The 24,779-nt window shown below is 66.6% G+C and carries 20 protein-coding genes and 1 pseudogene; 13 read left to right on the top strand and 8 right to left on the bottom strand.

Features of this window, described 5'->3' with window-relative positions:
• Positions 1-4 precede the first annotated feature (4 nt).
• Both NBY69_RS19615 and NBY69_RS37660 read left to right on the top strand, forming a co-directional pair.
• The gene (locus tag NBY69_RS19615; RefSeq protein ID WP_250302327.1) at positions 5-1,129 is read left to right on the top strand and encodes an NAD(P)/FAD-dependent oxidoreductase; all 1,125 of its coding nucleotides are present in this window, start codon (positions 5-7) and stop codon (positions 1,127-1,129) included.
• A gap of 103 nt (positions 1,130-1,232) precedes the next feature.
• Positions 1,233-1,623 (top strand): annotated as a pseudogene (locus tag NBY69_RS37660) (zinc-binding dehydrogenase); the annotation flags it as partial.
• 224 nt (positions 1,624-1,847) lie between these two features.
• Here the strand turns inward: NBY69_RS37660 and dnaB are convergent.
• Positions 1,848-3,326: a replicative DNA helicase gene (dnaB, locus tag NBY69_RS19620; RefSeq protein WP_250302328.1), complete on the bottom strand. Its 1,479-nt coding sequence runs from the start codon at positions 3,324-3,326 to the stop codon at positions 1,848-1,850.
• 424 nt (positions 3,327-3,750) lie between these two features.
• On the opposite strand from dnaB, the gene NBY69_RS19625 reads away from it, so the two are divergent.
• Positions 3,751-5,088: an MATE family efflux transporter gene (locus tag NBY69_RS19625; protein ID WP_250302329.1), complete on the top strand. Its 1,338-nt coding sequence runs from the start codon at positions 3,751-3,753 to the stop codon at positions 5,086-5,088.
• Positions 5,089-5,244: 156 nt separating this feature from the next.
• Here the strand turns inward: NBY69_RS19625 and rplI are convergent, their stop codons facing one another.
• The 4 genes from rplI to rpsF all read right to left on the bottom strand — a co-directional run bounded on the left by rplI (position 5,245) and on the right by rpsF (position 6,954).
• Entirely contained in the window at positions 5,245-5,691 is a 447-nt protein-coding gene (rplI, locus tag NBY69_RS19630) for a 50S ribosomal protein L9 (RefSeq protein WP_250302330.1), read from the bottom strand.
• 18 nt (positions 5,692-5,709) lie between these two features.
• Positions 5,710-5,946, bottom strand: a complete 237-nt coding sequence (rpsR, locus tag NBY69_RS19635) for a 30S ribosomal protein S18 (protein WP_003967857.1) — start codon at positions 5,944-5,946, stop codon at positions 5,710-5,712.
• Between the two features lie 42 nt (positions 5,947-5,988).
• A complete protein-coding gene (locus tag NBY69_RS19640) occupies positions 5,989-6,591 on the bottom strand; it encodes a single-stranded DNA-binding protein (protein ID WP_250302331.1) in 603 nt (200 codons plus the stop codon).
• A gap of 72 nt (positions 6,592-6,663) precedes the next feature.
• Positions 6,664-6,954, bottom strand: a complete 291-nt coding sequence (gene rpsF, locus NBY69_RS19645; protein WP_215093090.1) for a 30S ribosomal protein S6 — start codon at positions 6,952-6,954, stop codon at positions 6,664-6,666.
• Between the two features lie 267 nt (positions 6,955-7,221).
• Between rpsF and NBY69_RS19650 the strand changes: the two genes are divergently transcribed.
• The 3 genes from NBY69_RS19650 (at position 7,222) to NBY69_RS19660 (ending at position 9,919) form a co-directional block, all read left to right on the top strand.
• Positions 7,222-7,545, top strand: coding sequence for a hypothetical protein (locus NBY69_RS19650; RefSeq protein WP_250302332.1), 324 nt, complete (start codon positions 7,222-7,224; stop codon positions 7,543-7,545).
• 120 nt (positions 7,546-7,665) lie between these two features.
• Positions 7,666-8,784 carry a peptidoglycan bridge formation glycyltransferase FemA/FemB family protein gene (locus NBY69_RS19655; RefSeq protein ID WP_250302333.1) on the top strand — a complete coding sequence of 373 codons (1,119 nt, stop codon included), beginning with the start codon at positions 7,666-7,668 and terminating at the stop codon, positions 8,782-8,784.
• Positions 8,785-8,887: 103 nt separating this feature from the next.
• Positions 8,888-9,919: an alanine racemase gene (locus tag NBY69_RS19660; protein WP_250302334.1), complete on the top strand. Its 1,032-nt coding sequence runs from the start codon at positions 8,888-8,890 to the stop codon at positions 9,917-9,919.
• 98 nt (positions 9,920-10,017) lie between these two features.
• On the opposite strand, the gene NBY69_RS19665 is transcribed toward NBY69_RS19660, so the two are convergent.
• Both NBY69_RS19665 and NBY69_RS19670 read right to left on the bottom strand, forming a co-directional pair.
• A complete protein-coding gene (locus NBY69_RS19665; protein ID WP_250302335.1) occupies positions 10,018-11,514 on the bottom strand; it encodes a glycosyltransferase family 87 protein in 1,497 nt (498 codons plus the stop codon).
• A 116-nt stretch (positions 11,515-11,630) separates the two neighbouring features.
• Positions 11,631-13,958, bottom strand: coding sequence for a transglycosylase domain-containing protein (locus tag NBY69_RS19670; RefSeq protein ID WP_250302336.1), 2,328 nt, complete (start codon positions 13,956-13,958; stop codon positions 11,631-11,633).
• 108 nt (positions 13,959-14,066) lie between these two features.
• On the opposite strand from NBY69_RS19670, the gene NBY69_RS19675 reads away from it, so the two are divergent.
• From NBY69_RS19675 to NBY69_RS19695, 5 genes are all read left to right on the top strand, one after another.
• Positions 14,067-14,222 (top strand): hypothetical protein, encoded by a 156-nt coding sequence (locus tag NBY69_RS19675; RefSeq protein WP_250302337.1) that lies wholly within the window; start codon positions 14,067-14,069, stop codon positions 14,220-14,222.
• Positions 14,223-14,738: 516 nt separating this feature from the next.
• Positions 14,739-15,419: a PadR family transcriptional regulator gene (locus NBY69_RS19680; protein ID WP_250302338.1), complete on the top strand. Its 681-nt coding sequence runs from the start codon at positions 14,739-14,741 to the stop codon at positions 15,417-15,419.
• A 49-nt stretch (positions 15,420-15,468) separates the two neighbouring features.
• The gene (locus NBY69_RS19685; protein WP_250302339.1) at positions 15,469-16,551 is read left to right on the top strand and encodes an inositol-3-phosphate synthase; all 1,083 of its coding nucleotides are present in this window, start codon (positions 15,469-15,471) and stop codon (positions 16,549-16,551) included.
• Positions 16,552-16,653: 102 nt separating this feature from the next.
• Complete coding sequence (locus tag NBY69_RS19690; RefSeq protein ID WP_250302340.1) at positions 16,654-17,910, top strand: MFS transporter; 1,257 nt, start codon at positions 16,654-16,656, stop codon at positions 17,908-17,910.
• A gap of 115 nt (positions 17,911-18,025) precedes the next feature.
• Positions 18,026-18,544 (top strand): hypothetical protein, encoded by a 519-nt coding sequence (locus NBY69_RS19695; protein ID WP_250302341.1) that lies wholly within the window; start codon positions 18,026-18,028, stop codon positions 18,542-18,544.
• Positions 18,545-18,636: 92 nt separating this feature from the next.
• Here NBY69_RS19695 and NBY69_RS19700 read toward each other — a convergent pair whose 3' ends face one another.
• Positions 18,637-20,079, bottom strand: coding sequence for a CCA tRNA nucleotidyltransferase (locus NBY69_RS19700; RefSeq protein ID WP_250302342.1), 1,443 nt, complete (start codon positions 20,077-20,079; stop codon positions 18,637-18,639).
• A 180-nt stretch (positions 20,080-20,259) separates the two neighbouring features.
• On the opposite strand from NBY69_RS19700, the gene NBY69_RS19705 reads away from it, so the two are divergent.
• Together NBY69_RS19705 and murJ are read left to right on the top strand one after the other, a co-directional pair.
• On the top strand, positions 20,260-22,554 hold the full coding sequence (locus tag NBY69_RS19705; protein ID WP_250302343.1) for a DUF6049 family protein: 2,295 nt from the start codon (positions 20,260-20,262) through the stop codon (positions 22,552-22,554).
• A gap of 46 nt (positions 22,555-22,600) precedes the next feature.
• On the top strand, positions 22,601-24,760 hold the full coding sequence (gene murJ / locus NBY69_RS19710) for a murein biosynthesis integral membrane protein MurJ (RefSeq protein WP_250302344.1): 2,160 nt from the start codon (positions 22,601-22,603) through the stop codon (positions 24,758-24,760).
• The last annotated feature ends 19 nt before the right edge of the window (positions 24,761-24,779 follow it).

The raw sequence follows: 24,779 nt of genomic DNA on the forward strand, positions 1-24,779 counted from the left end.
CTTCATGCACACTCCTGTCACGATCATCGGCGCCGGACTCGGCGGCCTCGTCCTGGCCCGCGTCCTGCACCTCCACGGCATCCCCGTCACGGTCCACGAGGCGGAGTCCTCCCCGACGGCGCGTTCGCAGGGCGGGATGCTCGACATCCACGACCGCAACGGCCAACTCGCCCTCAAGGCTGCCGGTCTGACGGACGAGTTCCGCGGCATCGTCCTGGAGGGCCGCCAAGCTATACGGATCCTCGGCCGAGACGGGACCGTCCTGTTCGACAAGGCCGACGACGGCACGGGCGGAAGTCCCGAGGTACAGCGCGGCGAACTGCGACAGATCCTGCTCGACTCACTCCCCGCCGGCACCGTCCGATGGGGCCACGCGGCCACCGGCGTCCGTGCCCTCACCCAAGGCCGTCACGAGGTGACCTTCGCAGGCGGCACCGCCGTCGTCACGAGCCTGCTGGTCGGCGCGGACGGTGCATGGTCACGAGTGCGACCGCTGCTCTCCGACACCACGCCCGCATACGTGGGCCGGTCCTTCGTCGAGTCAACACTGCACGACGCCGACACCCGACACCCGGCCACCGCGAAGGCGGTCGGCGACGGGACGCTTGTCGCGCTCGACCTGGACGGGAACGGGAAGTGGTTCGTGGCGCACAGGGAGAGGGGCGGGACCCTCCACACCTACATCACGCTGACCAAGCCACAGGACTGGTTCGAGACCATCGATTTCACCGATGCCGCCGCAGCCGCCGCGCGGATCGCGGAGGAGTACGACGGCTGGGCACCGGAACTCACCGCCCTGATCACCGCCGGCGATACCGCGCCGGTCCTGCGCCCCCTGCACGCCCTGCCGATCGGGCAGCGCTGGGACCGGGTGCCGGGAGTGACCCTGCTCGGCGATGCCGCCCACCTCTCGACCCCCAACGGCGAGGGCGCCAGCCTGGCCATGCAGGACGGCGCCGAACTCGGCGAGGCCCTCGCCGCACACCCCGATGACATCGAAACCGCCCTCACCGAGTACGAACGAGGGCTGTTCCCCCGCAGCGCCGCGGCCACGGCCGCGGTCGCCCACAACCCCACGCCCCAGGAGGTGATCAAGTTCTTCACCGGACGAGAAGCAGCGGGAATCTGACAGTGCCGCAGAGGTGAGCGACTTCAAGCTCTCCCGCTGAACGACTCGCCACGTATGCGGAGTTAGCCCGTGTTCACGGCCATGCGGGTACTGGAGGCCCTGGAACCACTGCTTCCTCGACCAACTCGGCGTCGCACCGGTCGCCTACGGGAGGGTCGATCGCCTTGCCCCACTGGTTCCGACGCGGCGTCGACGTGGTTCTGGACGCGGCCGGGAAGGGCTCTCTGGCCGAACTGGTGGCCATCGCCGGCGATCCGCATCGCGTGTGACCATCGCGGACTTCTACGCCGCCCGACACGGAGCGCGGTTCTCCCGCTCCGAAGCAGGGGAGTCGCCGGGCTGGGCAGGGCTGCCACTGGCATCAGATCTCGCCGGCCAAGGCCGCCTCACCGTCCCGCTGCACGCCGTGTTCCCGCTGAAGGAGACCGCCGCGGCTCACGACGTCAGCGCCACCGGCCATGCGCGCGGGCAAGATCGTCATCATCGTGCCCTGACAGCCGTGGGCATGGTCGGGCTCACCGCCTACCGCCCCTTTCCGTCAGTACCTGGAAGAGGAGCTCAGCGCCCCGGCGATCAAGCCGGGGCGGGCCCGGTAGTCGCGGCTTCCTCGGTCAGCGACAGGAGAGGCACAGTTCTCCCCTCCAGGTCCTAATGGACACCCGGTGGACATCCCGGACGAGAAAAGAAAACGGATCCGAGAACCTGCAGCAACAGCGGGTCACGTCTGCGCCATGTCCACGAACCGCGAGTAATGGCCCTGGAACGCCACCGTGATCGTCGCCGTCGGGCCATTACGGTGCTTGGCCACGATCAGGTCCGCCTCGCCCGCTCGCGGCGACTCCTTCTCGTACGCGTCCTCACGGTGCAGCAGGATCACCATGTCCGCGTCCTGCTCGATCGAACCCGATTCACGCAGGTCGGACACCATGGGCTTCTTGTCCGTACGCTGCTCGGGGCCACGGTTCAGCTGCGAGAGCGCGATGACCGGAACTTCGAGTTCCTTCGCCAGCAGCTTCAGGTTTCGCGACATGTCCGAGACCTCTTGCTGGCGGCTCTCGGGGCGCCGTGACCCACCGGACTGCATCAGCTGCAGGTAGTCGATCACGACCAGTTTCAGATCCTGCCGCTGCTTGAGCCGTCGGCACTTCGCCCTGATCTCCATCATCGACAGGTTCGGCGAATCGTCGATGAACAGCGGCGCGGCGGTGACGTCCGGCATCCGCCGCGCCAGCCTCGTCCAGTCCTCGTCCGTCATCGAGCCCGACCGCATGTGGTGCAGCGCCACTCGCGCCTCCGCCGACAGCAGACGCATCGCGATCTCGTTGCGCCCCATTTCGAGGGAGAAGATCACACTCGGCAGTCCGGACTTGATCGAACAGGCCCGCGCGAAGTCCAGTGCCAGCGTCGACTTACCCATGGCGGGGCGCGCCGCGATGACGATCATCTGGCCCGGGTGCAGTCCGTTCGTCAGCGCGTCCAGGTCCGTGAAACCGGTCGGCACCCCGGACATCTGGCCGCTGCGCGAACCGATCGCCTCGATCTCGTCGAGTGCCCCTTCCATGATGTCGCCGAGCGGCAGATAGTCCTCCGAGGTCCGCTGCTCGGTGACGGCGTAGATCTCGGCCTGGGCGGAGTTGACGATCTCGTCGACATCCCCGTCGGCCGCGTATCCCATCTGCGTGATCTTGGTACCGGCCTCGACGAGCCTGCGCAGGACCGCCCGCTCATGGACGATCTCGGCGTAGTACTCGGCGTTGGCGGCCGTCGGAACCGACTGGACGAGGGTGTGCAGATACGGCGCCCCGCCGACCTTCTTGATCTCGCCACGCTTGACCAGTTCCGCGGCGACCGTGATCGGGTCGGCCGGTTCGCCCTTCGCGTAGAGGTCAAGAATGGCCTGGTAGACGGTCTCGTGCGCGGGACGGTAGAAATCCTGGCCCTTGATGACCTCGACGACATCGGCGATGGCGTCCTTGGAGAGCAGCATGCCGCCGAGCACGGACTGCTCGGCGTCGATGTCCTGCGGGGGCACCCGCTCGAACGCGGGAGAGCCCCCCTCCCAGGAACCGCCTTCACGGTCCCGGTCGTGCTGTTCACGTCCGCCACCGCCGTCACCACGACGCTGCCGGGAGACGGGCAGACGATCACCCGGACTGGTCTCAGCCCAGGGGTCGTCCAAGGGCTCGGGAATGCTCACCGGGCCGCCTCCTCCCGTCCGCTCCGCGGACCTAGCCATGCCACTCTTTCTTACGGCACGGCACCGACAAACAAGGGGCCCGACTCCGCGAACGGCGCGTCGGGCGCCGGTCCACGTTAGGCCCGCAGACACCGTCAGCCAATCTTGTTATCCACAGGGCCTGTGGATGAAGGACCACATGCTGTGGGTAACTCGCCGAAACCTGTGCACGGCTCGGGGGACAGCGCTGTGGACAAAGTCATAGCACCACCCTCACCACCACCCTGACCTGCACTTTCATCGTCCACTGGCTGTGGGAGAGAAAAACTTTCCCGACTGGACCAAGATCACGACAAACAGCGCACGACAAGAGCCGAAGCGGGATCTTCAGTAAGGGTTGCAGACACATTGCATCTCTTACCTGTGGAAGATTAGATTGACCCCCATGACACTGGCCCCCACGGCGTCCAAGCCGAGCCGACGACGACACGACCGCGAGATCATCTCGCTCGCCGTCCCCGCCTTCGGCGCTCTTGTCGCCGAGCCGCTCTTCGTCATGGTCGACAGTGCCATCGTCGGCCACCTCGGCACCCCCCAACTGGCGGGCCTCGGCGTCGCGGCAGCCCTGCTGAGCACCGCCGTGAGCATCTTCGTCTTCCTGGCCTACGCCACTACGGCGGCCGTCGCCCGACGGGTCGGAGCCGGAGACCTCCAGGCCGCCATCCGCCAGGGCATGGACGGCATCTGGCTGGCCCTGCTGCTCGGCGCCCTTGTCATCGCCGTGGTCATGCCCACCGCGCCCTGGCTGGTGGGCCTCTTCGGAACCTCGGCCGACGCGTCCCCCTACGCGGTCACCTACCTCCGCATCTCCAGCCTCGGCATCCCCGCGATGCTGGTGGTCCTGGCAGCAACCGGGGTTCTTCGCGGCCTCCAGGACACCCGGACTCCGCTGTACGTCGCGATCGGCGGCTTCGCCGCCAACGCCGCACTCAATGCAGCACTCGTCTACGGAGCCGGTCTGGGCATCGCGGGATCCGCCTGGGGCACGGTGATCGCCCAGTTCGCCATGGTCGCGGTCTATCTGATGGTGGTCGTACGAGGGGCGAGAAAGCACGGTGCCTCGCTGCGGCCGGACACTGCCGGGATACGGGCCTGCGCCCAGGCCGGAGTGCCTCTGCTGGTCCGCACGCTCTCGCTGCGCGCCGTCCTGATGACCGCCACCGGCGTGGCGGCCCACCTCGGTGACACCGATGTGGCGGCGCACCAGATCGTCCTCTCGCTCTGGAGTCTGCTCGCCTTCGCTCTGGACGCGATCGCCATCGCCGGGCAGGCGATCATCGGCCGCTATCTGGGGGCGGGCGATACCGAGGGCGCGAGACAGGCCTGCCGCCGCATGGTGCAGTGGGGGATCGCTTCCGGAGTAGTACTGGGCGCACTGGTGGTGGCTTCCCGCCCACTCTTCGTTCCGCTCTTCACCGGCGACCAAGCAGTACGGGACGTTCTGCTCCCTGTGCTGTTGGTCGTGGCCGTGACCCAGCCGGTCTCAGGGATCGTCTTCGTCCTGGACGGCGTGCTCATGGGCGCGGGCGACGGGCGCTATCTGGCGGGAGCGATGGTAGTGACGCTGGCCGTGTTCGCCCCTGTGGCACTCCTGGTACCGGCGATGGGCGGCGGGCTGACCGCACTGTGGTGGGCGATGGCTCTGATGATGGCGGTACGGATGATCACGCTCTGGCTGCGGGCCCGCTCGGGCCGCTGGATCGTCACCGGCGCCACCCGCTGAGCACTGTCGGCTCACGGTCGAGCGACGCGACGTTCTGCCGGCCGACCAGCGAGCAGACCAACAAACGCTGGCCATCGGTGCGTGTTTCACGTGAAACGGCGAAAGGGCCGCACCCCGGAGGGTGCGGCCCTTTCCATGCTCTGCCGAGCGCAGCGATTACGCGGCGACGACCTCGATGCCGAGCTTCGCGGCAACGTCGGCGTGCAGACGCACGGACACCTGGTGGGCGCCCAGGGTCTTGATCGGCGAACCGAGCTCGACGCGACGCTTGTCGACGACGGGACCACCGGCAGCCTTGATCGCCGAGGCGATGTCGGCCGGAGTGACGGAACCGAAGAGGCGGCCGGCGTCGCCGGAGCGAACGGCCAGGCGGACCTTCACGCCTTCGAGCTTGGCCTTGACCTCATTGGCCTGCTCGATGGTCGCGATCTCGTGGATCTTGCGGGCGCGGCGAATCTGCGCCACGTCCTGCTCGCCACCCTTGGTCCAGCGGATCGCGAAACCACGCGGGACCAGGTAGTTGCGGGCGTAACCGTCCTTGACGTCAACGACGTCACCGGCGGAACCGAGGCCAGCGACCTCGTGGGTGAGGATGATCTTCATTTTTCGGTCACCCTTCCCTTATCGCGCAGTGGACGTGTAGGGCAGCAGCGCCATCTCACGGCTGTTCTTGACAGCCGTGGCGACGTCACGCTGGTGCTGCGTGCAGTTGCCGGTAACGCGGCGGGCACGGATCTTGCCACGGTCGGAAATGAACTTCCGCAGCATGTTCGTGTCCTTGTAGTCCACGTACTGGGTCTTGTCCTTGCAGAAAGCGCAGACCTTCTTCTTAGGCTTGCGCACAGGCGGCTTCGCCATGGTGTTTCTCCTGTGTGATCAAGAAGTGGGGTACGAGCTGCCTCAGAAAGGCGGCTCGTCCGAGTAGCCGCCGCCCGAGCCGGAACCGCCGGAGCTTCCGCCCCAGCTGCCCCCGCCCTGCTGCTGGCCACCGCCGGACGGTGCGCTGGAGGCCCACGGGTCGTCGGCGGGTGCACCGCCACCGCCCTGCTGGCCTCCGCTGGGGGCTCCGCCCCAGTTGCCGCCGCCCTGCTGCTGGCCACCGCCGCCGTAACCACCCTGGCCGCCCTGACCGCCTCGGCCGGTGGTCTTGGTGACCTTGGCCGTGGCCGTCTTGAGGCTGGGGCCGACTTCCTCGACGTCCAGCTCGTAGACCGTGCGCTTGACGCCCTCACGGTCCTCGTAGGACCGCTGCTTCAGCCGGCCCTGCACGACAACGCGCATGCCTCGCTGAAGCGACTCCGCGACGTTCTCCGCCGCCTGACGCCAGACCGAGCAGGTGAGGAACAGGCCATCGCCGTCCTTCCACTCATTGGTCTGCTTGTCGAAGATGCGGGGAGTGGACGCGACACGGAACTTCGCGACCGCCGCACCGGACGGGGTGAAGCGCAGCTCGGGGTCGTCGACGAGATTGCCGACGACCGTGATGACGGTCTCGCCTGCCATGGGTGAACCTCTCGGCGGGGATTGCTGGGCTGCTTGTTGCTACTCGAACCCGATGACTACTGAGCTAGTTGCTCAGTGGGTCTCGGGGCGGAGGACCTTGGTCCGGAGGACCGACTCGTTCAGGTTCATCTGGCGGTCGAGCTCCTTGACGACCGCAGGCTCGGCCTGCAGGTCGATGACCGAGTAGATGCCCTCGGGCTTCTTCTTGATCTCGTAAGCGAGACGACGACGGCCCCAGGTGTCGACCTTCTCGACCTTTCCGTTGCCCTCGCGGACGACGGAGAGGAAGTTCTCGATCAACGGGGAGACAGCGCGCTCCTCGAGTTCGGGGTCGAGGATGACCATCACTTCGTAGTGACGCATGTGGAACCCACCTCCTTTGGACTCAGCGGCCACGGTCGTTCCGTGGCAGGAGGGTCGTGATGCGTACGCAACGGTATCGGCAGCCACTGACAATCCACTTTCACCGGGGAGAGGGATTGCGACCTGGCCTGGGCAGACACCGGTGCAGACCGTACAGACTACCCGCAGACCCGCTTCCGGTTGAAATCCGGCGGTCAGGGGGCAGAATCTCTATGCGTGGGATGTGTGCGGCGCTACTGTGCGCCGCCTTATGCCAGGAGGTGCCTGATGGCTCAGGCAGCGCGACACAGTCACGGATCTTCGGTCTCTCTCTTCGCCACGGACGGCAAACCACACCCGCTGCAGGACACCCTGGTCGCTGTGACCCTGGTGCTCGGTCTGCTGGCCGTCTTCACGTCGATATTCCACAACCTGCACCTGCTCAGTTCCTGGGCCGGGCTGGTGGGAATCCTCACCGGTGGCTACGGGATGTTCATCTCGGTCACCACGCGTGAACGGTTCATCGTGATCCTCGGGCTGGGCACCGCGGCGGTGGGCTTCTTCATCGCCATGGCGCACGGTGGTCTCTTCGGTGGTGTGGTCGGCGGCTAACTGCGTCCGTACCACTTGTCCCATACGGCCAGTCGGGGCGATTCTCGGTCGCAGTAGGCTTCGGCGGGAGAGCCGACGCCCCTGTACCCATGGGGACACGCCTGCCGAGGAGCGCCCCGAATGAGCCTGACCCTGAGGACCATCAGCCGCGAGCAGCATCTGGCGTACATCCAGAGTCTGCCCGCGGCGAGCCACTGCCAGGTCCCGGCGTGGGCGGATGTGAAGACGGAGTGGCGCTCGGAGAGCCTCGGCTGGTTCGACAAGGACGGCCAGATCGTCGGAGCCGGCCTCGTGCTCTACCGGCAGCTCCCCAAGATCAAGCGCTATCTGGCGTACCTCCCCGAGGGCCCGATCCTCAATTGGTACGCACCCAATCTCAATGAGTGGCTTCAGCCGATGCTGGCCCATCTCAAGGAGCAGGGCGCGTTCTCGGTGAAGATGGGCCCGCCGGTCGTCATCCGCCGGTGGAATGCGGCTGCGATCAAGTCGGGTATCCAGAACCCGGATGTGAAGCGTCTGCGCGATGTCGAGGCGACGCACATCGAGCCGCGTGCCTTCGAAGTGGCCGACCGGCTGCGCAAGATGGGCTGGCAGCAGGGCGAGGACGGCGGCGCCGGTTTCGGCGATGTGCAACCGCGCTACGTCTATCAGGTGCCGCTGGCGAATCGCTCGCTCGATGATGTCCTCAAGGGCTTCAACCAGTTGTGGCGGCGCAACATCAAGAAGGCCGAGAAGGCCGGTGTCGAGGTCGTCCAGGGCAGTTACGAGGACCTGGCCGAGTGGCAGCGCCTGTACGAGGTCACGGCGGAGCGCGACCACTTCCGGCCCCGCCCGCTCTCGTACTTCCAGCGCATGTGGTCGGTCCTCAACACCGAGGACCCCAACCGGATGCGGCTGTACTTCGCCCGTCACGAGGGGGAGAACGTCGCTGCCGCGACGATGCTGATCGTCGGCGGCCACGTCTGGTACTCCTACGGCGCTTCCGCCAACCACAAGCGGGAGGTCCGCCCGTCGAACGCCATGCAGTGGCGCATGCTCCGCGATGCGTACGCGATGGGCGCCACTGTCTACGACCTGCGTGGCATCTCCGACACACTGGACGAGACCGACCATCTCTTCGGTCTGATCCAGTTCAAGGTGGGCACCGGCGGCGAGGCCGTCGAGTACATCGGTGAGTGGGACTTCCCGCTCAACAAGCTGCTGCACAAGGCGCTCGACATCTACATGTCGCGTCGTTAAGAGGGATGATGATGCCGTCGTCCCGTTCGGCCAGTTCACAATCACGTTCGTCCCGTTCATACCTCAGATACACCGCAGCTCCGAGAAAGGTTCCGGTCCGGCCATGGCGCTGACCCTCTACGTCGACACCGCGCGCTGGCGGGCGCACCAGAAGTCCGTGCTCGATCAGTTCCCGGGAATCGTTCCGGTCTGCAAGGGCAACGGGTACGGCTTCGGTCATTCCCGGCTCGCGGACGAGGTGACGCGCTTCGGTTCCGAGATCATCGCCGTCGGCACCACGTACGAGGCCGCTCGGATGAAGGACTCGTTCGGCGGTGACCTACTGGTCCTCACACCCTTCAGGCGCGGTGAGGAACCGGTGCCGCTGCCGGACCGGGTGATCCGTTCCGTTTCCTCGGTCGACGGTGTGCACGCGCTGGTGGGCGCCCGTGTGGTCATCGAGTGCATGAGCTCCATGAAGCGCCACGGTGTCGCCGAGGCGGATCTGGGCCGGCTGCACGCGGCGATCGACGACGTACGTCTCGAAGGTTTCGCGCTGCACCTTCCGCTGGACCGTACGGACGGTTCCGACGGGGTCGAGGAAGTCATCGCCTGGATGGACCGGTTGCGTAGCGCCCGGCTGCCGCTGCACACCATGTTCGTCAGTCATCTGAGGGCCGAGGAACTGGCGCGGTTGCAGCAGCAGTTCCCGCAGACCCGGTTCCGTGCGCGGATCGGCACCCGGCTGTGGCTGGGCGATCACGAGGCGACGCAGTACCGGGGTTCCGTCCTGGACGTCACGCAGGTCGTGAAGGGGGACCGGTTCGGCTACCGGCAGCAGAAGACCGCCTCGGACGGCTGGCTCGTGGTGGTCGCGGGCGGTACGTCGCACGGGGTGGGCCTGGAGGCGCCGAAGGCCCTGCACGGGATGATGCCGCGTGCGAAGGGCGTCGCGCGGGCGGGCCTGGCCACGGTGAACCGCAACCTGTCGCCGTTCGTGTGGGCGGGCAAGCAGCGCTGGTTCGCCGAGCCCCCGCACATGCAGGTGTCGATCCTCTTCGTGCCTTCGGACGCGCAGGAGCCGAGGGTGGGCGATGAGCTGGTGGCCCATCTGCGCCATACGACAACGCAGTTCGACCGCCTCGTGGATCACTGAACCGATCACCGAGCGGGCCGCCGGACCGGGAACGGGCCGGGCGGCAGAGCATCACGGCGGAGGCGGGTTCCGGTTGCCGGAACCCGCCTCCGCTGTGTCTATTCGTCTGCCGCGCTGCTGCCCCACTCGACATGCGCACCTTCGTGGTCGCGTGCGGCGTACCGCGCCGACCGGGCGGCGGGGCCGAGTACGAACACGTCCCGGGCACCGTCCAGCACACCCCCCGACGGATCGTCGGAGCCGTCCTTGCGCACGACGTCCCGTTCCGGCATGAGGATGTCCCGCACGATCACCGCGCAGATGTAGAGCGTTCCGAGCAGATGCAGTGCGATGGCGAACTGGTAGCCCTCGGGCGGCAGTCCCTTGGGTTTGTCGCCGCTCATCGTGTACGCGAGGTACATCCAGATGCCCAGGAAGTACATGACCTCGCAGGCCTGCCAGATGAGGAAGTCACGCCAGCGCGGCCGGGCGAGGGCGGCGAGGGGGATGAGCCACAGGACGTACTGCGGTGAGTAGACCTTGTTGGTCAGGATGAACGCGGCGACCACGAGGAAGGCGAGCTGCGCGAAACGCGGGCGGCGCGGGGCGGTGAGCGTGAGAACCGCGACGCCGCCGCACAGCAGGACGACCAGCAGCATCGCCCAGGTGTTCACGTGGCCGATGTCGAGCGGCTTGCCGGTGCGCTGGGTGATGATGAGCCAGAAGGAGCCGAAGTCGACATTCCTTTCCTGACTGAAGGTGTAGAACTTCTTCCATCCCTCGGGGGCGAGCAGCATGACGGGCAGGTTCACGACGAGCCAGGACGCTGCGGCGCCGAACACGGCCACCCGGCACTCCCGCAGCTTCCCGGCGCGCCAGCACAGCACGATGAGCGGGCCGAGGATCAGTACGGGATAGAGCTTCGCGGCGGTGGCGAGGCCGATGAGGATACCGAAGGCCAGGGCCCTTCCCCTCGACCACATGAGCAGGGCGGCTGCGGTCAGGGCGACGGCGAAGAGGTCCCAGTTGATGGTGGCGGTGAGCGCGAAGGCCGGCGCGAGGGCGACCAGCAGGGCGTCCCAGGGGCGACGCCGGTGGGTCCGTGCGACACAGACAGCCATGACTGCTGTGCAGATCATCAGCATGCCCGCGTTGACCATCCAGTACACCTGTTCGCGGTGCTGCATGGCGCCGCCGTGCGGCGTCAGCCAGGAGGCGACCTCCATGAACAGCCCGGTGAGTACCGGGTATTCGAGGTACGGCATGTCGCCGTTGATCCGGTCGAAGTACGGCACGAGGTCGTCGGCGAAGCCACGGCCGACGTAGAGGTGCGGGATGTCGGAGTAGCAGGCGTGGTTGTACTGGGAGGTGGCTCCCTGGAACCAGGCCCAGTCGTAGCAGGGCATTTTCTGCACCATGCCGAGTGCGAACATTCCGATCGCGACCAGGGCGATGACGCGTACCGGCGTGAGCCGGCTCGCGCCGGTGCGCGCCCAGCGCCCGATGGGTCCACCGATCAGCTCGCTGCCCGTCGCGGCGATCTCGTCCTGCTGCGTGGGCCGCACCACTGACTCTGCGGTCTTCTGTGCGGGCCGGTCCTCGTGCACGCTCGTCATGGCGGCCATCCTGCCGTACGCGGCTGTGCACGCGAGGAGGGCCGCCACAGCCGGGAGACTGTGGCGGCCCTCGTCGTACGGATCGACCCGGTCAGCCGACGGGGTTCACGCGGCGGTCACCCGCCCATCCCGCCGAAGAAGCCGCCGCCACCACCGTTGGCTCCGTGGCCGCCGCCGTTCTGGCCACCCGGAGGCGTCTCGCTGGGCCCCGGACTGGCTCCGCCGCCGGTTCCACCGTCGGCCGTACCCCCGTCGGTCCCTCCGGGGTCTCCGCAGGTCCAGTCCTGCCACTTGTTGCAGGACTCACTCGGGGACGGAGTCGTGGAGGGCGTGTCGGACGGGGACGGCGACGGAGCGGACGGCGTCGGGCTCGGCGACGAGGGCAGGACCGGGGTCGGCTTCGGGGAGGACACACCGCCGCCGTAGACGACCTTCCCGATCGGCTCGGGTGCCGGGAAGTCCACGGCCTTCGTGCCGCTGAGCGCCTGCGACATGTAGTCGTGCCAGATCTGCGCCGGGAACGAGGCACCGTGGATCTTGTCCTCGCCACCGGTGCCGTACATCTTCTCGAACGTGCGGTTCTTGCCCTTGGCGTCGTCGTCGAAGCGGTACATGTCGATGGCGGTGGAGAGCTGCGGGGTGTACCCGATGAACCAGGCGGACTTGTTGCCGTCGGTGGTACCGGTCTTGCCGGCGACTTCCCGGTCCGGAAGCCGTGCGGCGGTTCCGGTGCCCTTGTCGACCACGGTCTTCAGCACATCGGTGACGTTGCTGGCGATGGCCGTCGAGAACGCCATCTTCTCCACCTGCTTGTGCTGGTAGACCGTCCTCCCTTCATTCGTCACCTCGGTGACGGAGAACGGTTCGTTCTGACGGCCGTTGTTGGCGAAGGTGGCGTAGGCGCCGGCCATCCGGATCGCGCTCGGGCTGGAGGTACCGATGGAGAACGAGGGAAAGTTGGAGCTGGCCATGCTCTGCTTGTCGTCGCGCAGCCCCGCGGCGATGGCCGCCTCACGCACCTTGTCGGTGCCGACGTCCATGCCGAGCTGGACATACGCGGAGTTCACCGACTCCCTCATGGCCTCGCGCAGGTCGATCGCGTAGCTCGGAGGGGCACCGACAGAGTCCTTGCCGTCGTTCTCCTGCAGCCACTGCTCTCCCTTCTCGTTCTGCCAGACGGTGCCGTCGTAATTCTTGATCTTCAGGTCGTTCTGCCCGCTGTAGAGGCTCTTCGGCGAGACGATCGTGCGGTCCGAATCGGGTTGGTCGGATCCGAGGGAGGGGTCGCGCTTTCCGTACTCGAGCGCGGCGGCCAGGACGAAGGCCTTGAACGTCGATCCGACCTGGGCTCCGGTGTAGTCGGCGTTGTTCATGTAGTGCTTGGTGGCGTCCTCACCGCCGTAGATGGCGGCGATGGCGCCGGTCTGCGCGTCCACCGACGCTCCGCCGAACTGGACGTGGGTGTCCGTCTTCGGCCGCAGACCGGGCTTGATCTTGGCCTTGCGGACCTTCTCCACCGCCGCTTCCAGCTCCTTGACCTTCTTCTTGTCGAAGGTCGTATGGATCTGGTATCCACCCTTGGCCAGCCCCTCGGCCGTGACGCCCTGCTTGTTGTTGTTGATGAAGTACGAATTCGCGAGGTCGACGAGGTAGCCGGTCTGCCCGCCCAGCTGGGCGGTCTTCTTCCGCGGGTCCACCTTCGGGAACGTCGTGTACTTGTCACGCTCGGCCTTCGGGAGACGACCGTCCTTGACCATCTCGTCGAGGATCCATTTCCAGCGCTTGGTGGCCCGCTCCGTATTGTCCGCCGGAGTGGCTGCCGGATCGATCTCGACGGCACCCGCGGGGTCGTAGTAGCTGGCGCCCTTGAGGAGCGTGGCGAGGAACGCGCACTGGCTCGGGTTGAGCTTGTCGGAGTCCACTCCGAAGTACGTGCGTGCCGCGGCCTGGATGCCGTAGGCGCCGCGCCCGTAGTACGAGGTGTTGAGGTAGCCGCTCATGATGTCGTTCTTGTCTATCTTGGCGCCGACCTTGATGGAGATGAACAGCTCTTTGAACTTACGGCTGAACGTCTGCTCCTGATCGAGCCGGGAGTTCTTCACATACTGCTGGGTGATCGTCGAACCGCCCTGGGTCTGACCGCCCTTGGCCATGTTGAGCACGGCACGGGCGATACCCATGGGGTCGATGCCCTTGTCCTTGTAGAACGTCTTGTTCTCGGCGGAGACCACGGCGTTCTGCATCGCGACGGGGATCTTGCTGAGCGGCACGATCTGCCGGTTGATCTCATTGCCGGCGGCAACCATCTGACTGCCGTCGGACCAGTAGTAGACGTTGTTCTGCGCCTGCGACGTCTTGCTGGCGTCCGGGATGCCCACCATGGCGTACGCGATGGTGGCGGCCGCCAGGATGCTGCCGGCGAAACCGATGAAGAGACCGGTCACCAGCCGCCAGGACGGCGCCCAGTGGCGCCAGCCGGTCAGATTCGCGCGCGGGTAGTCGATGAACCGCTTCTTCCCGGGGCCACGGCCTCCACCGGAACCGCTGTCCCCATGGCCACCGCGACCGCCCGCACCGCGTCGGCCACCGCGGCCACCGCCCGCTTCGGCGGCTCGGCGGCGCCCGCCTCCGCTGCGCTGGGCAGCACGTCTGGCCTCGGCACGTCCGCCGTACGGGCGCTCCTCCTCGTCGTAGGAACCGGAAGGTGACTCAGTGGTGGTTCGCGGGGGAGCTGCGCGGCGGCCGGGAGGCTGCTGGGCGACTCGCCTGGCCGCGGCACGTCCACCACTCTGTGGCTGTGGCGGTTTGCGACGGTGCTCGCTCATCGAACGACTACTCCTCGGGCAGGCGCTAACGCCTGGAAACGGCAGTTGAGTTCCGGTCCCCCCGACACACGGACAGCCCCTCGGACGGGCACATCCGCGGCACGGACAGCCCCCTGGCCGGGCCCGTCCGCAGCGCATTCCGTGGGCCGAGACAACTGACGTCCCCTGGTGTCACTCGGCCCCCGGCGGTCTGCATGCCGCACAGACTACGCACGCTCAAAACCCTCTCAGTGCCGAGGTTCGCCTCAAATCAGGCAAGTTGCCGCCTATGAATCCGCGATGTGACGCCGCTCACGATGGCTCCCCTTGTCGCGGGCGCAAGGTCGTTCTATCGTGCTGATGTATCGACTCGATACATCAGCACGGCATAAGTGACCGGACCAGCAGAGGAGGCGAAGGTTGAGCAGGCGCTCAGGCATCCTCGAATTCGCCGTACTCGGCCTGCTCCGTGAGTCGCCGATGCACGGCTATGAGCTGCGCAAACGCCTGAACACCTCGCTGGGGATCTTCAGGGCCTTCAGTTACGGGACCCTCTACCCCTGCCTCAAGACGCTGGTCGCCAGCGGCTGGTTGATCGAGGAACCGGGCAGTGCCCCGGAGGACGCTCTCGCAGCTTCACTCGCAGGACGCCGCGCCAAGATCGTCTACAGGTTGACCGCGAACGGCAAGGAGCACTTCGAAGAGCTCCTTTCGCACACCGGCCCCGATACCTGGGAGGACGAGCATTTCGCTGCACGTTTCGCCTTCTTCGGGCAGACGGAACGCGAGGTGCGGATGCGGGTGCTCGAGGGCCGCCGGAGTCGGCTGGAGGAGCGTCTCGAAAAGATGCGCGCCTCTCTGGCCCGTACTCGCGAGCGGCTGGACGATTACACGCTTGAGCTGCAGCGGCACGGCATGGAATCCGTGGAGCGCGAAGTGCGCTGGCTGAACGAGCTCATCGAGAGCGAGCGGGCGGGACGGGATCAGCGACGATCCCCCGACGCCGGCGCCGCTCAGCAGGACATATCAGGAGATACGGGCGGCCTGCCCCGGCATCGGGGTACCACCCCGCCGGATCCGTCCGATGACACCGCTAAGTGAAGCTCTGCGTCCGCAGGGCTTCGTCGAGAACACACAGGGAGCAACCGGAATGGGTTCGGTTCGCGTAGCCATCGTCGGCGTGGGCAACTGCGCCGCCTCGCTGGTGCAGGGCGTCGAGTACTACAAGGACGCCGATCCGGCCGGCAAGGTGCCCGGTCTGATGCACGTCCAGTTCGGCGACTACCACGTAGGTGACGTCGAGTTCGTCGCCGCCTTCGATGTCGACGCGAAGAAGGTCGGTCTCGACCTCGCGGATGCCATCGGTGCCAGCGAGAACAACACCATCAAGATCGCCGACGTGCCGAACACCGGCGTGACGGTCCAGCGTGGTCACACCCACGACGGTCTGGGCAAGTACTACCGCGAGACGATCGAGGAGTCCGGCGAGACCCCGGTCGACATCGTCCAGATCCTCAAGGACAAGCAGGTGGACGTCCTCGTCTGCTACCTGCCCGTCGGTTCCGAGGTCGCTGCCAAGTTCTACGCGCAGTGCGCCATCGACGCCAAGGTCGCCTTCGTCAACGCTCTCCCGGTCTTCATCGCCGGCACCAAGGAGTGGGCGGACAAGTTCACCGAGGCGGGCGTCCCGATCGTCGGTGACGACATCAAGTCCCAGGTCGGTGCCACCATCACGCACCGCGTCATGGCGAAGCTCTTCGAAGACCGCGGTGTCCGCCTCGAGCGCACCATGCAGCTGAACGTCGGCGGCAACATGGACTTCAAGAACATGCTGGAGCGCGACCGCCTGGAGTCCAAGAAGATCTCCAAGACGCAGTCGGTCACCTCGCAGATCCGTGACCGCGACCTGGGCGCCGACAACGTCCACATCGGTCCCTCGGACTACGTCGCCTGGCTGGACGACCGCAAGTGGGCGTACGTGCGCCTTGAGGGCCGCGCCTTCGGTGACGTCCCGCTCAACCTCGAGTACAAGCTCGAGGTGTGGGACTCCCCGAACTCCGCGGGCGTCATCATCGACGCCGTGCGCGCCGCGAAGATCGCCAAGGACCGCGGCATCGGCGGCCCGATCCTCTCCGCGTCCTCGTACTTCATGAAGTCCCCGCCGGTGCAGTACTTCGACGACGAGGCCTACGAGAACGTCGAGAAGTTCATCAAGGGCGAGGTCGAGCGCTGAAGCTCACTCTGAGAACGATCGTCCTCGGTCGTTGAGGGCCCCCGGGCATACTGCCCGGGGGCCCTTTCCATGCCCGCTCACCTCTGTGTGACGCTTGCCCACATGCCTGTTGCCCGTGATCTGTGCGCGCTTCTGCGCCTGACCGGCTTCCGGCGACTGCTGGCAGTGCGGCTGCTCTCCCAGTCGGCCGACGGCGTCTATCAGATCGCACTCGCCACGTATGTCGTCTTCTCCCCTGAGGAGCAGACCTCACCGGCCGCCATCGCTTCGGCGATGGCGGTACTGCTGCTGCCGTACTCCCTGATAGGCCCGTTCGCCGGAGTTCTACTGGACCGCTGGCCACGTCGGCAGGTCTTCCTGTACGGGAATCTGCTGCGGGCCGTCATGGCCTCCGCGACCGCGTTGCTGGTACTCACCCGCGCACCCGACTGGCTCTTCTACACGTCCGCTCTCTGCGTCACAGCGGTCAACCGCTTTGTGCTGTCCGGGCTTTCGGCCGCGCTGCCACGCGTCGTCGACCCCGGGCGACTGGTCATCGCGAACGCGCTCTCCCCCACAGCTGGGACGCTCGCCGCGACGGCAGGAGGCGGATTGGCCCTGGCTGTACGGGTACTCACCGTGGACTCCGATGCCGTCGTCGTCCTGCTGGGAGCTGTCCTCTATCTGTGCGCCGCGGTTGCATCCCTGCGAATAGCCCGCGATGTGCTCGGGCCGGAGCTGGTGTCGGATCAGCCGAAGCTTGCTGCTGCGCTGGCCTCGACGGTACGGGGGATGGTCGACGGACTGCGTCATCTGGCCGAGCGGCCGACGGCGGCGCGGGCGCTGACCGCGATGACACTGCTGCGATTCTGCTACGGGGCGCTGACGGTGATGCTGCTGATGCTCTGTCGATACGCCTGGTCCTCGCGTGAGTCGGACGGCCTCGCACTCCTCGGAATCGCGGTCGGAGTCTCGGGTGCCGGGTTCTTCGCGGCGGCAGTGGTAACGCCCTGGGCAGTGGGGCGCCTTGGCCCGTACGGCTGGACAGCGGTCTGCTCGGGCTCAGCTGCCGTGCTGGTCCCAGCTCTCGGCCTGCCGTTCGCTCCCGTCCCGACCCTCGTCGCCGCGTTCATCCTGGGGCTCGCGACCCAGGGAACGAAGATCGCCACCGACACAGTGGTGCAGTCCTCAGTGGCTGACGCCTTCCGTGGCCGGATCTTCTCGGTGTACGACGTGCTGTTCAACGTCGCCTTCGTAGGGGCCGCCGCAGTCGCTGCACTGATACTGCCCTCGGACGGCAGGTCGGTCCCGCTCCTGGGCACAGTTGGCGTCATCTACGCAACAGTTGCTGTATTTATGGCCCGTTTTCGGCGCACGTGAGTGTCACATCAGAGCCACAGAAGCGCCCTCGGTTCCAGAAACGTCAGAGCGGCCCGCTACTTTACGGGCGTCGACGACGCGCACACGCGCATCAATTCAAGGGGGATCCCAACCCATGTCCACTCCGCCGCCCCAAGGCGAGAACCCGTACGCCCAGCAGCCCACCCCGCCCCACGGGCCGCCTCAGGGCGGCAACCCGTACGGCCAGCAGACGCCGCCGGGTCCGTACGGTCAACCGGGGCAGCAGGGCGTCCCGCAGCAGCCGTCGCCGTACTTCAACCAGGGCGGCGGCCCGGTCCCACCGGCTCCGGTCGCTCCACCTCGCCGTGGCGCCATGAAGTTCGTCAAGATAGGAATCGCCGTGGTCGTCGTGGGCCTCATCGCCTTCGGCTGGTTCGCCAGCAGGCATGACGCCAACACGGCCAAGGTCGGCGACTGCATGAGCATCGGCAACCCGGACAGCACGACCAACCCCGATCTCAAGGTTGTGGACTGCAGCGACGCCAAGGCCAAGTACAAGGTCGCCGAGAAGAAGGACGGGACCAGCGGCGAGTGCGACCGCAGCAAGTATTCGCAGTACACGGAGAGCGGCGACAAGGACTTCACGCTCTGCCTGTCGGACTACAAGAAGTAGCCCCCTGCAAGGCATGACGGAGGGGCGGTGTTTCACGTGAAACACCGCCCCTCCGTCATGCCCGCAGGTCATGTTTCACGTGAAACATGACCTCAGCCCTGCGCGGCCCACCACTCCTTGAGTTCCGCAACGGCCTCATCACGCTCCATCGGGCCGCGCTCCAACCGCAACTCCAACAGGAACTTGTACGCGTTACCGATCACCGGCCCGGGACCGACGCCCAGGATCTCCATGATCTGGTTGCCGTCGAGATCGGGACGAATCGAGTCGAGTTCCTCCTGCTCCTGCAGGTGGGCGATGCGCTCCTCAAGTCCGTCGTACGCACGAGAGAGCGCATTGGCCTTTCGCTTGTTGCGCGTGGTGCAGTCCGAGCGCGTCAGCTTGTGCAACCGCTCCAGCAGCGGCCCGGCGTCACGCACATAACGCCGCACAGCCGAGTCGGTCCACTCGCCGGTTCCATAGCCGTGGAAGCGCAGATGCAGCTCGACAAGCTTGGTGACGTCCTTGACCATGTCGTTCGAGTACTTCAGTGCCGTCATGCGCTTCTTGGTCAGCTTCGCGCCCACCACCTCGTGGTGATGGAAGGAGACTCCGCCGTCCTTCTCGAAGCGGCGTGTCCGCGGCTTGCCGATGTCATGCAGCAGGGCGGCCAGCCGAAGTACCAGGTCGGGGCCGTCCTGTTCCAGGTCCATGGCCTGCTCCAGCACGGTCAATGAGTGCTCGTACACGTCCTTGTGACGGTGGTGCTCGTCGCTCTCAAGACGTAGAGCCGGAAGCTCGGGAAGTACCCGCTCGGCGATGCCCGTCTCGACGAGCAGCGCAAGCCCCTTGCGTGGATTCGCGGACAGCAGCAGTTTGTTGAGCTCGTCGCGTACCCGCTCCGCCGAGACGATCTCGATGCGCTCGGACATGGCCGTCATCGCGGCGACAACCTCGGGCGCCACGTCGAAGCCCAGCTGGGCGGCGAAGCGCGCCGCCCGCATCATGCGCAGCGGATCGTCAGAAAACGACTCCTCCGGAGTGCCCGGAGTACGCAGCACCCGACCGGCAAGGTCATCCAGGCCTCCATGCGGGTCGATGAACGTCTTCTCCGGAAGGGCCACCGCCATCGCGTTGACGGTGAAGTCGCGGCGCACGAGATCTTCCTCGATGGAGTCGCCGTAGGACACCTCCGGCTTGCGTGAAGTCCTGTCGTACGCCTCCGAACGGAACGTCGTGACCTCGATCAGATAGCCGTCCTTCTGGCAACCGACCGTCCCGAAGGCAATTCCGACTTCCCACACCGCGTCGGCCCACGGCCGGACGATCTTCAGCACGTCTTCGGGGCGGGCGTCCGTGGTGAAGTCCAGATCGTTGCCGAGCCTGCCGAGCAGTGCATCCCGGACCGATCCTCCGACCAGTGCGAGGCTGTGTCCGGCATCCTGGAATCGGCGGGCAAGGTCATCGGCGACCGGGGACACCCGTAGCAGTTCGGTGACCGCTCGGTGCTGCACCTGACTCAGTGCACTGGGGTTGTCATCATTGGCTTTCGGCACAACAGAAAAGGGTACGTGCCCGAGCTGGCCGGAGCGTCCCGATTTCCCGGCTCCGCGAACACTCTTCTGATCTTGAGGAGCAGTCCGCGGCGCTCAGCCCTGGAACACATCGTTACCATGCGTGGACGCAGCAACCGAGAAGCACCGAATCAGCGACGAAGACGAGGGACGGGCAAGCGCGTGGCCGAGGCGGCACACTTCCAGGAGATGACCCCCTCTCCTGCCCGCCGGTGGCTGCGGCGCTCCGCGTCGCTGCTCGCCGGGGGAACGCTCATGGCGGGCCTGTTCTGCGGCCCGGCCGCGGCTCCGGCACAGGCTGCGGTAGCCACGACAGGTACCGGCGATGTGGCCGTCAGCCTGGATGCGCTGACGCCCAGCGCTCCTGTGAAAGGCGACACAGTCACCATCTCGGGCACGGTGACCAACAAGCGCAAAGAAACCATCACTGACGCTCATGTCGGCGTACGGGTGGGTCCACGTCTGGTCGGGCGGTCCGCGATCGATGACGCGGCAAAGCACGCGTCGGACCTGACGGGCAACGACCCGCTGGAAATCGGCGACAAGTACACAACGAAGTTCGCGAAGCTGCCCGCGGGCATCAGCGAGGACTTCTCCATCTCCGTCCCGGTGAGCAAACTGGACCTCGGTGCGGACGGGGTGTACCAGCTCGGTGTCTCCTTGACCGGCCAGACCGCCAACGCCGGGTATCAGCAGATGCTCGGTATCCAGCGGACGTTCCTCCCCTGGCAGCCCACGGCTCTCGATAAAAAGACACAGGTCACCACTGTGTGGCCGCTCATCTCAAAGGTCCATCTGAGGTCGGAGACGGGCTCCGACGCCCAGCAGACGCCGGTCTTCGAGAACGACGAACTCGCGGAAGAGCTCGCTCCTGGCGGGCGGCTCGAGCAGATGGTCTCGCTGGGCCGCTCGCTGCCCGTCACCTGGGTCATCGACCCGGACCTGCTGGCCGGTGTCGACGCGATGACACGGAACTATCAGATCAAGGTCGGGAACACCGAGGTCGCGGGCAAGAATCAGGCCGTCGCAAAGAAGTGGCTGAGCGAGCTGGAGGACGCAGTCCAGGGACAGCAGGTCGTCGCCCTGCCGTTCGCCGATCCCGATCTGGCTTCCCTGGCGCATCGCGGCAAGAACGTCCCCGGTGCACTGAGCCACCTGCAGTCAGCCACGGAGATCGCCGCCACGACGGTGCAGACCATCCTCCATGTGAAGCCGTCCACCGATTTCGCCTGGCCGGCCGATGGTGCGATCGACCCTTCGATCGTCGATGTGGCCACTTCCGCCGGCGCACACAACGTGATCGCCAGCAGCGACAGCATGGAGGAGACGGCAGGGCTGCCGTACACACCCACCGCAGCCCGCCCGATCGGCGGAGGCACCACAGCCGTGGTCTCCGATGCCCGGCTCTCCAACGCCTTCCAGGGCGATATGACCGAGGCGGGATCCTCCACGCTCGCCGTTCAGAACTTCCTCGCCCAGTCCCTCGCACTAACCCTTCAGGACACGTCCAAGCAGCGCAGCACGGTCATCGCCCCACAGCGCATGCCGTCCACCAGCCAGGCGCAGTCGATGGCGAGCGCGCTTCGCGCCCTGGACGCACAGCGATGGACGCAGCCGCTCAACCTGGTCGAAGCGTCGAAGGCCAAGGCAGACCCGGATGCCACAACCACGGTGCCCAGTGCCTCCGCCTACCCGAATTCCCTGCGCCGCCAGGAACTGCCGACGCAGGCGTTCCAGGACGTCAGAACCACACAGACCACACTCGACAACTTCAAGATCATTCTGACTCAGCCGGACCGGGTGGTGACCCCGTTCAGCAACGCCATCGACCGGTCGATGGCCACTTCCTGGCGCGGCGACGCCAAGGGAGCACGCACCTACCGGGACGAGGTGCAGGACTATCTGCTGAGCCTCACCGGCCAGGTGCAGATCGTCCAGAAGTCGGCCATGACCCTGTCCGGGCGCAGTGCGACGATCCCGGTGACCGTGCAGAACAAGCTGCTCCAGCCCACCCAGCACCTGGTACTGCAACTGCGCTCGACCAGCCCCACTCGCCTGCAGTTGGGCAACGACAAGGCTGCTATCGCCGAACAACCGCTGAAGATCGCCGGCGGACACAGCCAGACGGTGAAGTTCACGACGTCGATCAATGCCAACGGACCCGTTCAGGTGTACGCCCAGCTCTTCACTGAGGACGGCACGCCGTACGGCACTGCGAAGGCGATGCCCTTCACAGTGACGGTCTCCGAGATGACACCGACTGTGATGCTGGTCATCGCCGGTGGCGTACTGCTCCTGGTGCTCGCCGGGATCAAGATGTACACGCACCGCAAGCGCACGGCCGCTCGGGCGGCCGGCACAGGGGACGATGATCCCGAGCAGCCGAGTGACCCGGCGGCGGACACCGGAGCAGAAAGCGGGAACCCGCCGGGCACGGGTGAGAAAGTGGACCGTTGAGCGATGTCGTGGCAGGCCGGCCGGGGACGATGAGGTGGGGTAACCAATGAACGCGCCGTACGACGGTGACCGCGACCAGGGTGCTGGGGGCGGGGCTGCGTATTCCGGTGGGACACCCCCCGAGCCCCCTGTGGCGGGCCAGGCCCCGCCGCCGCCTGATCCCTATGTCCAGGACGCGTACACCTACAACCCCTACGCGGCGCACGATCTCAGCGCCCAGGACCCGGTGACGGAGGCGCTCTACGACAGGGCGTCCCACCCACCGCCGCCCCCCGGTACGTACGCCGAGCCGCAGCCGATGTATCAGCAGCCGCCCGCTGCGCAGTACGCCCCCGATCCGCGGGTGTGGGCGCAGACACCACCGCCCGAGCCTGCGGGCCCGTCCCGCTACCTGCCGTACGGTGACGACGCCACGACACAGTTCGTCGGGGTGGACGACCTGGTCACCCAGGCCGCCGACGAGCCGGAACAGCAGGACGCCTTTGCCCATCTCTTCCGGGACCAGCAGGGCACCGCAGCAGTCCCGGCCCCCGGTCAGGCACCGGAACCGGCCCCGGCCCCTCCTCCTGAGAAGTCGGGCGGCGCTTCGGGCCTGCTGAAGTCGAGTGCGGTGATGGCCGCGGGCACTCTGGTCTCCCGCCTCACCGGCTTTGTCCGCACCATGGTGATCACCGCCGCACTGGGCGCCGCAACGCTCGGCGACTCGTTCACCGTCGCGTACACCCTGCCGACGATGATCTACATCCTGACGGTCGGCGGCGGCCTGAACTCTGTGTTCGTGCCGCAGCTGGTCCGCTCCATGAAGGAGGACGACGACGGCGGCGAGGCGTACGCCAACCGCTTGCTCACCGTCGTCATGGTCGCGCTCGGTGTCATCGTCGGCATCGCGGTCTTCGCTGCCCCCTTGCTGATCCGGCTGATGTCTCTGCCGATCGCGGACGACCCGGCAGCCAACAACGTGGCCGTCACCTTCGCCCGCTACTGCCTGCCCACCATCTTCTTCATGGGCGTGCACGTGGTGATGGGGCAGATCCTCAACGCCCGCGGGAAGTTCGGCGCGATGATGTGGACCCCGGTCCTCAACAACATCGTCATGATCTTCACGTTCGGCCTGTTCATCTGGGTCTACGGCACCTCAGCCGACTCCCACATGAAGGTCACGACCATCCCGGCCGACGGGGTACGGCTGCTCGGCATCGGCACGCTGCTGGGCCTGACGGTCCAGGCCCTATCGATGATTCCGTACCTGCGCGAAGCAGGATTCCGCTTCCGACCCCGGTTCGACTGGCGCGGCCACGGCCTCGGCAAGGCCGTGAAGCTCGCCAAGTGGACGGTCCTGTTCGTCCTCGCCAACCAGGCGGGAGTCCTGGTGGTCACCCAGCTCGCCACCGCGGCGGGCAAGGCCTCCCACCGGGACGGCGCCGGCATCATGGCCTACTCCAACGCCCAGCTGATCTGGGGAATGCCACAGGCCATCATCACCGTCTCGGTCATGGCCGCACTGCTTCCGCGTATCTCCCGCGCCGCCAACGACGGCGACGTCGGTGCGGTCCGTGACGACATCTCGCAGGGGCTGCGGAACTCCGCCGTGGCAATCGTCCCGGTCTCCTTCATGTTCCTGGCTCTGGGCGTCCCCGTCTGCACCCTGCTCTTCGCTTCCAGTGGCGTGGAGGCCTCACAGTCCATGGGATACGTCCTGATGGCTTTCGCTCTGGGCCTGATTCCCTACTCGGTGCAGTACGTCGTCCTGCGTGGCTTCTACGCCTACGAGGACACGCGTACCCCCTTCTACAACACGGTCATCGTCGCCGCGGTCAACGCTGCGGCCTCCGCCCTCTGCTACGTCGTTCTTCCCGCCCAGTGGGCAGTCGTCGGCATGGCGGCCTCGTACGGCCTCGCCTATGCCGTCGGTGTCGGCATCGCCTGGCGGAGACTGCGCAAACGGCTGGGAGGCGATCTCGACGGCACTCACATCCTGCGCACGTATGCACGCCTCGCTCTGGCGTCCGTCCCGGGGGCCGTCGTCGGCGGCGCTGTGGGTTACGCCATGATCCGGGTGCTGGGGCAGGGCGCGTTCGCTTCGCTGGCAGCATTGGTCGTCGGAGGCGTTGTGCTTCTCGGTGTGTTCTTCATCGCTGCGAAGCGGATGCGGATCGCAGAGCTCAACTCAATGGTGGCCATGGTGCGTGGGCGCCTCGGCCGCTAGGCATCGGCGGGATCGCACA

The organism is Streptomyces sp. A 4/2 (assembly GCF_940670765.1).
GTDB lineage: Bacteria > Actinomycetota > Actinomycetes > Streptomycetales > Streptomycetaceae > Streptomyces.